Below are 12,822 nucleotides of genomic sequence, written 5' to 3' on the forward strand. Positions count from 1 at the left end.
CTTCTCTGCAGAGGGAGAGGTCCTGCGACGCATCTGGAGGGCGGCCGATGACCGACAACCAACCACTGACCCGACTGGACACGCGCTACAGCGACGAGACGGCGACCGCGGTCCCCTGGTCGCAGGCGGAGAAGCTGCTGTCCGAGGCCGAGCTGTTCTGGATCTCGACGGTACGGCCGGACGGGCGTCCGCATGTGACCCCGCTGCCGGCGGTGTGGTCGCGGGGCGCGCTGCACTTCTGCACGGGCCCGGAGGAACGCAAGGCGAGGAACCTCGCACAGAACCCGAATCTGGTGCTGACGACCGGCACGAACCTCTGGAACGAGGGCTACGACCTGGTGGTGGAGGGCGTGGCGGAACGGATCACCGACGAAGCCCGGCTGCACGAACTGGCCGTGGCGTGGGAGACGAAATACGGCCCCTTCTGGCACTTCGAGGTGTGGAACGGTTCCTTCCGGCACGGATCGGGACACGCCTACGTGTTTTCAGTGGCGCCACGTACCGTTTTCGGCTTCGGTAAGGGTGAGCCGTTCAGCCAGACCCGCTGGCGATTCCCCAGGGAGGACCACTGATGGACTTCACCCTCGAAGTGATCCCGCTGCCCGTGAGCGACATCGACCGGGCCCGCGACTTCTACCGGGACAAGGTCGGCTTCCACGTCGACATCGACCAGGAGGTCATGCCGGGCATGCGCATCGTCCAGCTGACCCCTCCGGGTTCCGGCTGTTCGATCGCCCTCGGTGACAGCATCTGGGACATGACCAAGGGCGAGACCAGGCCGGAGCCCGGCTCCTATCAGGGCCTCCAGCTCTGCGTGGCCGACATCAAGGCGGCCCACGCCGAGCTGACCGAACGCGGCCTCGACGTCTCCGAGCCGGTCCAGTACACCCCCGACGACGGCGCCACCTTCATGTACTTCACGGACCCGGACGGCAACGGCTGGTCGATCCAGGAGTACCGCCGCCGGGCGACGGAGCCGCTGCACGCGTTCCTGTCGCAGCAGGCGTCGAGCTAGCCGACCCTTCAGGGGCGCGGGGCAGTGTCGAAATGCGGCTCCGCCGCGTGGGCACGACCAGCCCCCGCCGGCCAGCACCCGCCACACAACCCGCGCCCCTCACAACGCTTGGGCACTAAAGAACCGGCAGATTCTTCCGCAGTTCGAAGGCGGTGACCTCCGAGCGGTACTCCTCCCACTCCTGCCGCTTGTTGCGCAGGAAGAAGTCGAAGACGTGTTCGCCCAGGGTCTCGGCGACCAGGTCGCTGTTCTCCATGAGGGTGAGGGCCTCGCCGAGGTTCTGCGGGAGGGGCTCGATGCCCATGGCACGGCGTTCGGCGTTGGAGAGGGCCCACACGTCGTCCTCGGCGCCGGGCGGGAGTTCGTAGCCCTCCTCGATGCCCTTGAGGCCGGCGGCCAGCAGGACGGCGTAGGCCAGGTACGGGTTGGCGCCGGAGTCGAGGGAGCGGACCTCCACGCGCGCGGAGCCGGTCTTGCCGGGCTTGTACATCGGGACCCGGACCAGGGCGCTGCGGTTGTTGTGGCCCCAGCAGATGTAGGAGGGGGCCTCGCCGCCTGCGCCGGCCGTGCGCTCCGAGCCGCCCCAGATGCGCTTGTAGGAGTTCACCCACTGGTTGGTGACCGCGGAGATCTCCGCGGCGTGGCGGAGCAGGCCGGCGATGAAGGAGCGGCCGACCTTGGAGAGCTGGTACTCGGAGCCCGACTCGTAGAACGCGTTGCGGTCGCCCTCGAACAGGGACAGGTGGGTGTGCATACCGGAGCCGGGGTGCTCCGAGAACGGCTTCGGCATGAACGTGGCCTGTACGCCCTGTTCCAGCGCCACCTGCTTCATGACCAGGCGGAACGTCATGATGTTGTCGGCCGTGGAGAGCGCGTCGGCGTAGCGCAGGTCGATCTCCTGCTGGCCCGGGGCGCCCTCGTGGTGGGAGAACTCGACCGAGATGCCCATGGACTCCAGCATGGTGATCGCCTGGCGGCGGAAGTCCATGCCGATGTTCTGCGGGGTGTGGTCGAAGTAGCCGGAGTTGTCGGCCGGGGTCGGGCGGGTGCCGTCCAGCGGGCGGTCCTTCAGCAGGAAGAACTCGATCTCCGGGTGGGTGTAGAAGGTGAAGCCCAGGTCGGAGGTGCGGGCCAGGGCGCGCTTGAGCACGTACCTGGGGTCGGCGAAGGACGGGGAGCCGTCCGGCATGAGGATGTCGCAGAACATGCGGGCCGTGCCGGGGGCCTCCGCGCGCCAGGGCAGGATCTGGAAGGTCGACGGGTCCGGCTTGGCGATCATGTCGGACTCGTATACGCGGGCGAAGCCCTCGATCGCCGAGCCGTCGAAGCCGATGCCTTCGTCGAAGGCCTGCTCCAGTTCGGCGGGGGCCACGGCCACGGACTTGAGGAAGCCCAGCACGTCCGTGAACCACAGCCGTACGAAACGGATGTCGCGCTCCTCCAACGTCCGGAGCACGAACTCCTGCTGCTTGTCCATCTTCCGCTTCCCCATCCTTGCTGGTCAGGCCGCCTGTCTCCGTCCCGCAGAAGGCGGTCGGGCACCTGAGCATCACACCACAACACCGTTTCAGGCGCGTTGCGGACCTTGATCGCCGGAGCGACCTCGGGTCGAACGTACGGCCTACGACAAGTGTCCCGCCGCGGCCCCGGCATGCCGGTGTACTGCTCCGCCGCCCATCTTGCCTGCTCGGACCCCCATTCGTAATGCCCGGCCCCTCAGGACCCACCCCGCTTTAATTTGCATCTCGGATGCAAGTTTTAATGAGGGCACGGCACTCGACCGAGCCTGAGGAGACCTGATGCTGTCCGAGCAGTCCGCCGCCACCGTCCGCGCCACCCTTCCCGTCGTCGGCGGGGCCATCGGTGAGATCACCGAGCGCTTCTACGCCGGGCTCTTCGCCGCCCGCCCCGAACTGCTGCGCGATCTGTTCAACCGCGGCAACCAGGCGGCCGGCACCCAGCGCCAGGCGCTCGCGGGGTCGATCGCCGCGTTCGCGACGCATCTGGTGGCCCACCCCGACGAGCGGCCCGACGCGATGCTGGGCCGGATCGCCCACAAGCACGCCTCCCTGGGCGTCACGGCGGAGCAGTACGAGCTCGTCCACGAGCACCTCTTCGCCGCCATCGTCGAGGTGCTCGGCGAGGCCGTCACGCCCGAGGTCGCGGCAGCCTGGGACGAGGTCTACTGGCTGATGGCGAACGCGCTGATCGCGATCGAGAAGCGGCTTTACGCGGAGCAGGGCGGGAACGAGTGGCGTCCGTGGGAGGTCGTCGCGCGTGTCGAGGAGACCGCCGACGTCGCCACCTTCCGGCTGCGCCCGGCCGACGGCCGCCCGGCACCCGGCTTCCGGGCCGGGCAGTACGTCTCGGTCCAGGTGGAGCTGGCGGACGGGGCCCGGCAGATACGCCAGTACAGCCTGTCCGCCGCCCCCGGCTCACCGGTCCGCCAGTTCAGCGTGAAGCGGGTGCACGGCGAGGCGGGGCCCGACGGTGAGGTCTCGAACCACCTCCACGCGCGCGTGGGGGTCGGCGACCGGCTGCGCCTGTCGGCGCCGTACGGCGATCTCGTGCTCACCGGCCTCGCGGCCGACGCGCCGCTGCTGCTGGCCTCCGCCGGTATCGGTGTGACCCCGATGGTCGCCATGCTGGGTCAGCTCACGGACCAGGGGCACGAGGGCCCGGTGCTGGTCGTGCACGGCGACCGCTCCCCCGCCGAGCATGCCCTGCGCACGGACCACGAGGCGTACGCCGGGAAGCTCGCGGACGCCTCGGTCCACTTCTGGTACGAGACCGGCGCCGAGGCGGTCGTGCCCGCCCACCGCACCGGCCTGGTCGACCTCGCCGGCGTCGACGTACCGCGGGGCACGCGTGCGTACCTGTGCGGTCCGCTGCCCTTCATGCGGGCGGTGCGGGCGCAGCTGATCGGCAAGGGTGTGGCGCCGGCCGACATCCACTACGAGGTGTTCGGGCCCGACCTCTGGCTGGCCCAGGAGGGCTGAGGCCCGGCCGGGATCAAGGCGCGCGGCCGATCTGGAGCAGCAGCGGCCCGGTCGGGTCCGCGGTCACGTCGGCCACCGTCAGCGGGTCCAGCGAGGCGAAGAAAGCCTCCTGGGCCCGCCGCAGCGCGCCGCGCAGCCGGCATCCGGAGTTCAGCGGGCAGGGGTGGTCGCCCTCGCACTCGACGACGTCGCCCTCCCCCTCGAAGGCCCGCACGATCGCGCCGACCGAGGCCGTCCGGCCCTTGTCGCCGAGCGAGAGCCCGCCGCCGCGTCCTCGGCGGGCGTCGACCAGCCCCATGTGCTGGAGCTCGGCGACGACCTTGGCCGCGTGCGTGTACGGCACCTCCATGTCCGCCGCGACCTCGCGGGTCGTCGGCGTGGCGTCCCCGAGGACGGCGAGCCGCATCAGGAGGCGCAGGGCCAGATCGGTGGAGCGCAACAGCCGCATGTCCCGAAGCCTAGATAATGCGCATCCGCGGTTCAAAATATCGGCCGCCCTACTGAAGGTCACACCTTCCCCATTACGATCAGCGGACCCGACCGTCTCTTTCCCCAGAAGGACATGACCTCATGGGCTCCGCCAAGAACAAGAGCAACGCGGCACGCAAGGCTCGGATAGAGGAGATGCGGCGTGCCGAGCGTGCCCGTGAGCGCCGCAACCGCATCCTCACCATCGCGGCGAGCGTGGTGGTCGTCGCCGGTCTCGTCGTCGGCGGAGTCGTTCTGATCCAGTCGCAGTCCGACAAGAAGGACGAGCCTCAGGCCGACAAGAAGACCACCGGGAAGTTCGTCGCCGGCGCGGACGGCGTGAACACCTGGAAGGGCACGCTGGCGAGCACCCACGTCGAGACGGCCGTGAAGTACCCCATGAACCCGCCGGTCGGCGGCAACCACCACCGCGCCTGGATGAACTGCAACGGCGACGTCTACACCAAGGAGCTCCGCAAGGAGAACGCCGTGCACTCGCTGGAGCACGGCGCGGTCTGGGTGACGTACACCAGCAAGGCGTCCAAGTCCGACGTCGAGGCGCTGGCGGCGAAGGTGAAGCAGACGCCGTACACCCTCATGAGCCCCGACGAGAGCCAGAAGGACCCGATCATGCTCAGCGCCTGGGGCCACCAGCGCACGGTGACGAGCGCGAGCGACGCGAACGTCGGCAAGTTCTTCGAGACGTACGTCCAGGGTGAGCAGACGCCCGAGCCGGGCGCGGCGTGCACGGGCGGTCTGCCGGAGTGAAGCGGCACGTCGGCTGGATGGCCGGGACAGCGGCGGCCGTGCTGGTCGCGGTCGGCGCGCTCACCTACTCCGTGGCCGAGGACGGCGGTTCGGCCGATACGCCGGGTGCCGACTCGGCGGACGCGGGGTTCGCACGGGACATGGCGGTGCACCATCAGCAGGCCGTGGAGATGTCGTACATCGTGCGCGACCGCACCGAGGACGAGGAGGTGCGGCGCCTGGCGTACGACATCGCGCAGACGCAGGCCAACCAGCGCGGCATGATGCTGGGCTGGCTGGATCTGTGGAAGCTGCCCAAGGTGTCGTCGAAGGAGCCGATGGCGTGGATGGGCATGAGCGGCATGGCCTCCGGCGAGGACGGCGCGCTGATGCCCGGCATGGCGACCAACACGGAGCTGAAGAAGCTGGGAACCCTCAGCGGCAAGCAGGCCGAGGTGTTGTTCCTCCAGTTGATGACGGCCCATCACAAGGGCGGTATCCATATGGCGGAGGGCTGCCTCGACAGGTGCGAGGTCGGCGTGGAGAAGCGGCTCGCGCGGACCATGGTGAACGGGCAGCGGTCCGAGATCGACCTGATGGCCGACATGCTGAAGGAACGGGGCGCCGAGCCACGGCCGTGAGCCGTTCGGGTGGCCGTTGAAATGGCCTTGTCATTAACGTAGTTGAGACCTTCTTGAGCCGCGCATTCCCCTGGCGTGAACGGTTCGGCGATTGAGTGGCCACCGTCGGGTGATCCACTCGCACACGAATCGCACAGGGGGTTCCATGAGATCTCGACGTGCCGCGCTGCGCGCATCGGTGAGTCTGGCGGCGACACTGCCTCTCCTCACCGGCGCGCTGGCCTTCGGCATACCGGCGGCGCACGCCGCGGACGGGCCGGGCCGTGACCGGCTCGCCGGCACCAAGCCCAGCTGGGCCACGGCTCGGACGGACCAGGGCGCGACCTCGGATAGCGCGCGGGTCTCCGCGCGCGTCTACCTCGCGGGCCGCGACGCGGCCGGCCTCGCCGCATACGCGAAGGCCGTCTCGGACCCGGCCTCGGCGTCCTACGGCAAGTATCTGAATGCCAGGCAGGCGCAGGCCCGCTTCGGCGCGACGAAGGCCCAAGTGGCCGCCGTCCGGGGCTGGTTGAGGGCCGCGGGGCTGAAGGTCACGGGTGTCACGCAGCACTATGTCGCCGTCAGCGGCGATGTGGCCGCCGCGGAGAAGGCGTTCGGCACCCAGCTGCACAACTACACCAAGGGCGCCCGCACCTATCGCGCCCCGGCTACGGCGGCCTCGGTGCCGGACGCGGTGAAGGACGCGGTCCTGACCATCACCGGCCTCGACGACGCGCCGCACCTGGCGAGCCACCGGGACCAGCTCCCGCCGCCGGAGACGGTGTTCCGCAACGCCGGGCCGTTCTCGACGTACCACGGCTCGAACGTGGCGAAGACGCTGCCGGACGCGTACGGCACGAAGGTCCCGTACGCCGTCAAGGGCTACACCGGCAAGCAGCTGCGTGCCGCGTACGGCGCGGGCAAGCGCACCGGCAAGGGCGTGCGCATCGCCATCACCGACGCGTACGCCTCCCCGACCATCGCCTTCGACGCGGCCACCTACGCCAGGCGCAACGGGGACGCGGCCTGGAGCACGGGCCGGTTGCGGCAGGTCCTGCCCGCCAAGTACACACGGACCAAGGAGTGCTCGGCGGCCGGCTGGTACGGCGAGGAGACCCTGGACGTCGAGTCCGCGCACGCGGTCGCGCCGGGCGCGCAGATCACGTACGTGGGCGCCGCGTCCTGCTACGACGAGGACCTGCTCGACTCGCTGAGCAAGATCGTCGACAAGCACCTCGCCGACATCGTCTCCAACTCCTGGGGCGAGACCGAGGACGCGCAGACGCCGGACCTGGCGGCCGCCTACGACCAGGTCTTCCAGTTCGGCGCGGTCGAGGGCATCGGCTTCTACTACTCCTCCGGCGACGACGGCGACGAGGTCGCCGCCAGCGGCGTCAAGCAGACGGACATCCCCGCGAGTTCGGCGTGGGTGACGGCGGTCGGCGGCACCTCGCTGGCGGTCGGCAAGGGCGAGAAGTACCTGTGGGAGACCGGCTGGGGCACGCAGAAGGCGAGCCTGTCGGCGGACGGGAAGAGCTGGACCGACTTCCCCGGCGCGTTCACCTCGGGCGCGGGCGGCGGCACGAGCAGGACGGTCGCCGAGCCGTACTGGCAGAAGGGCGTCGTCCCGGACGCGCCGGCTAAGGCCAACAGTGCCGACGGCAACCGGGTCGTGCCGGACATCGCGGCGATCGCCGACCCGAACACCGGATTCCTGGTGGGCCAGACGCAGACCCTGCCGGACGGCAGGACGCAGGCCTACGACGAGTACCGGCTGGGCGGCACCTCACTGGCCGCGCCGGTCGTCGCGGCCGTGCAGGCCCTCGCGCAGGAGGCGGCCGGCAAGCCCCTCGGCTTCGCCAACCCCGCGATCTACGCCCGCTACGGCTCAAAGGCGTACCACGACGTCACGGACGACCCGACGGGCTCCGGCCTGGCGGTGGCCCGCGTCGACTTCGTCAACGGCTATGACGCGACGGAGGGTCTGAGCACGTCCGTCCGCAGCCTCGGCAAGGACAGCTCGCTGAGCGCCGTGAAGGGCTACGACGACGTGACGGGCGTGGGCACGCCCGCGGGCGGCTACGTGGAGTCCTACCGCCGCCACTGACACCGGCGAAGAGAGGCGCCCCGCCGACGGGGGAAGATCGGCGGGGCGCTTGGTGCCGCAGTGGTTCAGAGGTGGCGGTGGTTCAGCGGTGCCGGCCGGGCCGGCTCGGTGTCAGTGGACCTCGGTCTCAGTGGACGGAGTGCTCGTCCAGCGGGAACGTTCCGCCGACGACGTCGTCCGCGAACGCCTTCGCCGCGTCGCCCATGGCCCGGCGCAGATCGGCGTACTGCTTGACGAACTTGGGGACGCGGCCGCCGGTCAGGCCCATCATGTCCGTCCAGACCAGGACCTGTGCGTCGGTCTCCGGGCCGGCGCCGATGCCGACGGTCGGGATGTGCAGCACGCGGGTGACCTCGGCCGCCAGCTCCGCCGGCACCAGCTCCAGGACGACCGCGAACGCGCCCGCGTCCTGGACCGCCTTGGCGTCCCGCAGCAGCTGCGCGGCCGCCTCCTCGCCGCGGCCCTGGACGCGGTAGCCCATGGCGTTGACGGACTGCGGGGTCAGGCCGATGTGCGCCATGACCGGGATGCCGGACTCGACGAGCAGCTCGATCTGGCGGTGCGAGCGCTCGCCGCCCTCCAGCTTGACCGCCCCGACACCGGCCTCCTTCACCAGCCGGGTCGCCGAGCGCAGCGCCTGCACCGGGCCCTCCTGGTAGGAGCCGAAGGGCAGGTCGCCCACGATCAGGGCGCGGGAGGTGCCGCGTACGACGGCCGCCGAGAGCATGGTCATCTCGTCGAGCGTCACGGGCACCGTGGTCTCGTAGCCGAGGTGGCAGTTGCCCGCGGAGTCGCCGACGAGCATGACCGGGATGCCGGCCTCGTCGAAGACGGACGCGGTCATCGCGTCGTACGCGGTGAGCATGGGCCACTTCTCGCCGCGCTCCTTGGCGGCGGCGATGTCCCGAACAGTGATGCGCCGAGTGCCCTTGCCCCCGTACAGCGCCTTGCTGCCGTCGGAGGTCTTCGCCTGAGGCGTCTGGGCAGCCGAAAGCTGCGTCATTGCAACGGCTCCTTCTGTCATCTCGAGGCGCCCTGACGGCGTCCCCGGATCCCCTCCATGGTGGCACTTCGTGCCGGGCGGGGCCAGGCCCCCCGGTGTGATCCACCCCGCGTAAAGCGGCGGTAAGAAAACCAAAGCCCGAGTAAGAAAAATAAGATACGAGACGGTTCCGTATCGTAAATGCGGTACGTTCGGACGCATGACTTCTCCCGCCGCCCCAGCCACCCCCATACCCGAGGCGGTGCACCGGCGCCGCTGGGCGATCCTCGGTGTGCTGATGCTCAGCCTGCTGATCGTCGTGCTGGACAACTCCATCCTGAACGTCGCCATCAAGACCATCTCGACCCCCGCGCCGACCGGTCTCGGCGCCACACAGAGCGAGCTGGAATGGGCGATCAACGCCTACACCCTCGTCTTCGCGGGCCTGCTGTTCAGCGCGGGCATCCTCGGCGACCGGCTCGGCCGCAAGAAGGTGCTGCTCGGCGGGCTCGCCGTGTTCGGCATCGGCTCCGCGCTCGCCGCGTTCTCCGGCTCCCCCGGCGAGCTGATCGCCTTCCGCGCGGTGATGGGCCTCGGCGCCGCCTTCGTCATGCCGGCCACCCTCGCGGTGCTGATGAACGTCTTCGAGCGGGACGAGCAGCCCAAGGCCATCGGCATCTGGGCGGGCGGTGTCGGGCTCGCCATCGCCATCGGGCCCATCACGGGCGGTGTGCTGCTCGACCACTTCTGGTGGGGCTCGGTCTTCCTCATCAACGTGCCGATCGTGCTGCTCGCGCTCGGGCTGATGCTGTGGCTGGTCCCGGACTCGCGCGACCCGAACCCCGGCCGGATCGACCCGATCGGCGTGGTGCTCTCCGTGGTCGGCCTGGTCCTGCTGGTCTACGGCATCATCAAGGGCGGCCAGCTCGCCGACTTCACGGATGTGACGGTCCTCGCGACCATCGCCGCCGGTCTCGCCGTCCTCGCCGCCTTCGTGGTGTTCGAGAAGCGCAGCGACCATCCGTCCATCGACATCACGTACTTCCGCAACAAGGTCTTCTCGGCCGCGATCGGCGTCATCGCGCTGGTCTTCTTCGCACTGATGGGCGTGACCTTCTTCTCGGTCTTCTACACCCAGAGCGTGCGCGGCTACTCGCCGCTGGAGACCGGCCTGCTGATGCTGCCGCTGGCCGCCGCCCAGATGATCTTCGCGCCGCGCGCCCGGCTCCTGGTCGACCGGTTCGGCAACCGGGCCACGACCACCGGCGCCATGCTGCTGATCGCACTCACGCTGGCCGCGTTCGCGACCTTCGAGGCGGACACGCCGATCTGGCTGCTGGAGGTCGTCTTCTTCTTCATGGGCGCCGCCATGGCCCACATCATGACCCCCATCAGCGTCGTCATCATGCAGGCCCTGCCCCGCGAGAAGGCCGGTTCCGCCTCCGCGCTGAGCAACACCTTCCGCCAGGTCGGCGGCGCCCTCGGCATCGCCGTCCTCGGCTCGGTCCTGTCCACGGCGTACCGCACCGACATCGAGGACCGGCTCACGGCGCTGCCGGCGGGCGTACGGCACACCGCGGGCGAGTCCATCGAGGCCACGCTCGGCATCGCGGACAAGCTCGGCCCGCGCGGCGAGGCCCTCATCGGCCCGGCCCACGACGCGTTCCTGCACGCCATGCACATCACGGCACTGTGGGGCGCGGGCATCGCGGTGCTCGGCGCGGTGGTCGTGGCGCTGTTCCTGCCGGGCAGGCCGAAGGCGACTCAAGAGGGCGAGGAGGAACGGGAGTTGGTGGCGTCCGAGTAGGGCACGCCCTAAGGGGCGGCGAGCGCAACACCCGAGGGGCGCGGGGAACTGCGCGACCAGCCACAACGGCGCCGCAGACGAACGACGGCACACCACGGCGTTTCCAGCGGAGCGCAGTCGTACCCGGGGGACAATCAGCACACCCCACGGAAAGGACCGACCAAGTGAGCCGCGCCGACAGTCATCCCCGGCCGGACGGACCCGGCCGGGGCCGCCCCCGCAGCGAGGCCGTGGAGCGGTCCATCATCGAGGGCGTCATCGGACTGCTGGAGGAGGGCGTGCCGCTCGCGGAGCTGTCCATCGAGCGCATCGCCCGCACCGCCGGCGTCGGCAAGGCCACCATCTACCGCCGCTGGAACGGCAAGGAGGAGCTCTTCGTCGACGTCGTACGCGCCGCCGAGCCCCCGGACCCCGAACTGCCCGGCACCTCCGTGCGCGACGATCTCGTGACGCTGCTGGAGCAGTTGCGCCAACGCGGCCTGATGACCCGGTCCTCGGTGCTCCTGCACAACGTCATCGCCCAGATGAAGCGCAGCCCGAAGATCTGGGACGCCTACCACTCGATCGTCGTCGAGCCGCGGCGCAGGACACAGCACGCGATCCTGCGCCGCGGACAGGAGGGCGGCGAGCTGCGCACGGACATCGACGTCGACGTGATGAACGACATGATCTTCGGCCCGATGCTGGTGCGGGCCGTCATGCGCCCGGACGCCGACCTTCCCGAAGGGCTGTCGGAGCAGATGGTCGACGCGGTGCTCGAAGGTCTACGGCCCGTCAGTTCGCGCACTCCGTAGCACGCATGTGCGCGTTTCGTCACAGAGCGCGCTTTCCCCACCGTCGACCGGAACTCACGAAGCCGACTTGTACGTCCTCGCCCCCGTACGGCCGTCATGAGTACGGCAGGAACGGAGCCGATCATCCCCTAGGGTTTTCCATGGGCGCGGGGGGACGACGGAGTGCACGGCAGGTAGTGAGGCGACGGTATGGCGCAGCAGGCGTACGTGACGGAGACCGACAGCGGCGGCCAGGGGCCCGACCGCAGAGGATCCGGGCTTCGGCGCCTGAACCGCCTGGCCGCGGGCTGGCGCGGGGACCCGCGCATCTGGCGGCGCGGCATCGTGCTGGCGGCCCTCGCGGTGATCCTCGCGCTGGTGATGCTGCTGCACGCGCAGATCCCGAACGTGATCGGCAACCTCGGCAGCCTGACCGAGACCTTCCTGCCCTGGCTGGGCCTGTTCGTCCCGGTGCTGTTCCTGCTGGGCCTGGTGCGCAGGTCCGCGACCGCGCTGATCGCGGTGCTGGTTCCGGCGATCGTCTGGCTGAACCTCTTCGGCGGCCAGCTCACCGACAAGACCGGCTCCGGCGGCGATCTGACGGTGGCCACCCACAACGTCAACGCCGACAACCCCGATCCGGCCGGCACCGCCCAGGACGTGGCCGCGTCCGGCGCGGACGTCGTGGCGCTGGAGGAGCTGACGACCGACGCGGTGCCGACGTACGAGAAGGCGCTGGCCGCGACGTACAAGTACCACTCGGTGCAGGGCACGGTCGGACTGTGGAGCAAGTACCCGCTGAGCGGTGTGCGCTCCGTCGACATCCAGCTGGGCTGGACCCGCGCCATGCGGGCCGCGGTGGCCACGCCTGCCGGGCAGGTCGCCGTGTACGTGGCCCATCTGCCGTCGGTGCGCGTGAAGATGGAGGCCGGGTTCACCGCCCGGCAGCGCGACAAGAGCGCCGACGCCCTCGGTGAGGCCATCGCCGACGAGCCGCTCGACAAGGCCGTCCTGCTCGGCGACCTGAACGGCACGATGAACGACCGCGCGCTGCGGGCGATCACCGCCCAGATGCGCTCCACCCAGGGCGCCTCGGGCAGCGGGATGGGATTCAGCTGGCCGGCGTCGTTCCCGATGGCCCGGATCGACCAGATCATGGTGAAGGGCATCGAGCCGATGAGCTCGTGGACGCTCCCGGAGACCGGGAGCGACCATCTGCCGGTGGCGGCGCGTGTGAAGGTCGACACCACCGCGTCCTGAGTGTCCTTGTAGGTCGTGTCGGCGGGCTGTCGGTGGTTTGTCGG

General features: G+C 70.0%; 12 protein-coding genes. 9 read left to right on the top strand and 3 right to left on the bottom strand.

Annotation, left to right across the window (positions count from 1 at the left end; all coding sequences use genetic code 11):
* Nucleotides 1-47 precede the first annotated feature (47 nt).
* Entirely contained in the window at nt 48-572 is a 525-nt protein-coding gene (locus tag ACFPQ9_RS35175) for a pyridoxamine 5'-phosphate oxidase family protein (protein WP_380862533.1), read from the top strand.
* Entirely contained in the window at nt 572-1,015 is a 444-nt protein-coding gene (locus ACFPQ9_RS35180) for a VOC family protein (RefSeq protein WP_380862535.1), read from the top strand. Before ACFPQ9_RS35175 ends, ACFPQ9_RS35180 begins: the two co-directional genes overlap by 1 nt.
* A 115-nt stretch (nt 1,016-1,130) precedes the next feature.
* On the opposite strand, the gene ACFPQ9_RS35185 is transcribed toward ACFPQ9_RS35180, so the two are convergent.
* A complete protein-coding gene (locus ACFPQ9_RS35185) occupies nt 1,131-2,492 on the bottom strand; it encodes a glutamine synthetase family protein (RefSeq protein ID WP_380862537.1) in 1,362 nt (453 codons plus the stop codon).
* Between the two features lie 322 nt (nt 2,493-2,814).
* Between ACFPQ9_RS35185 and ACFPQ9_RS35190 the strand changes: the two genes are divergently transcribed.
* A complete protein-coding gene (locus ACFPQ9_RS35190) occupies nt 2,815-4,014 on the top strand; it encodes a globin domain-containing protein (protein ID WP_380862539.1) in 1,200 nt (399 codons plus the stop codon).
* Nucleotides 4,015-4,027: 13 nt separating this feature from the next.
* On the opposite strand, the gene ACFPQ9_RS35195 is transcribed toward ACFPQ9_RS35190, so the two are convergent.
* Nucleotides 4,028-4,462 carry an Rrf2 family transcriptional regulator gene (locus ACFPQ9_RS35195; protein ID WP_380862541.1) on the bottom strand — a complete coding sequence of 145 codons (435 nt, stop codon included), beginning with the start codon at nt 4,460-4,462 and terminating at the stop codon, nt 4,028-4,030.
* A gap of 122 nt (nt 4,463-4,584) precedes the next feature.
* Between ACFPQ9_RS35195 and ACFPQ9_RS35200 the strand changes: the two genes are divergently transcribed.
* The 3 genes from ACFPQ9_RS35200 to ACFPQ9_RS35210 all read left to right on the top strand — a co-directional run bounded on the left by ACFPQ9_RS35200 (nt 4,585) and on the right by ACFPQ9_RS35210 (nt 7,956).
* On the top strand, nt 4,585-5,250 hold the full coding sequence (locus ACFPQ9_RS35200; RefSeq protein WP_380862543.1) for a DUF3105 domain-containing protein: 666 nt from the start codon (nt 4,585-4,587) through the stop codon (nt 5,248-5,250).
* A gap of 17 nt (nt 5,251-5,267) precedes the next feature.
* Nucleotides 5,268-5,870, top strand: a complete 603-nt coding sequence (locus ACFPQ9_RS35205; RefSeq protein ID WP_380862545.1) for a DUF305 domain-containing protein — start codon at nt 5,268-5,270, stop codon at nt 5,868-5,870.
* Nucleotides 5,871-6,015: 145 nt separating this feature from the next.
* Nucleotides 6,016-7,956: a S53 family peptidase gene (locus ACFPQ9_RS35210; RefSeq protein ID WP_380862547.1), complete on the top strand. Its 1,941-nt coding sequence runs from the start codon at nt 6,016-6,018 to the stop codon at nt 7,954-7,956.
* Between the two features lie 127 nt (nt 7,957-8,083).
* Here ACFPQ9_RS35210 and panB read toward each other — a convergent pair whose 3' ends face one another.
* Nucleotides 8,084-8,959 (bottom strand): 3-methyl-2-oxobutanoate hydroxymethyltransferase, encoded by an 876-nt coding sequence (gene panB / locus ACFPQ9_RS35215; protein ID WP_380862549.1) that lies wholly within the window; start codon nt 8,957-8,959, stop codon nt 8,084-8,086.
* Between the two features lie 199 nt (nt 8,960-9,158).
* Between panB and ACFPQ9_RS35220 the strand changes: the two genes are divergently transcribed.
* From ACFPQ9_RS35220 to ACFPQ9_RS35230, 3 genes are all read left to right on the top strand, one after another.
* Entirely contained in the window at nt 9,159-10,745 is a 1,587-nt protein-coding gene (locus ACFPQ9_RS35220) for an MFS transporter (RefSeq protein ID WP_380862551.1), read from the top strand.
* Between the two features lie 164 nt (nt 10,746-10,909).
* A complete protein-coding gene (locus ACFPQ9_RS35225) occupies nt 10,910-11,539 on the top strand; it encodes a TetR/AcrR family transcriptional regulator (RefSeq protein ID WP_380862553.1) in 630 nt (209 codons plus the stop codon).
* Nucleotides 11,540-11,728: 189 nt separating this feature from the next.
* Nucleotides 11,729-12,778 (top strand): endonuclease/exonuclease/phosphatase family protein, encoded by a 1,050-nt coding sequence (locus ACFPQ9_RS35230; protein ID WP_380862555.1) that lies wholly within the window; start codon nt 11,729-11,731, stop codon nt 12,776-12,778.
* Nucleotides 12,779-12,822 lie beyond the last annotated feature (44 nt).

The organism is Streptomyces coerulescens, from assembly GCF_042657965.1.
Taxonomy (GTDB): Bacteria; Actinomycetota; Actinomycetes; order Streptomycetales; family Streptomycetaceae; genus Streptomyces; species Streptomyces coerulescens.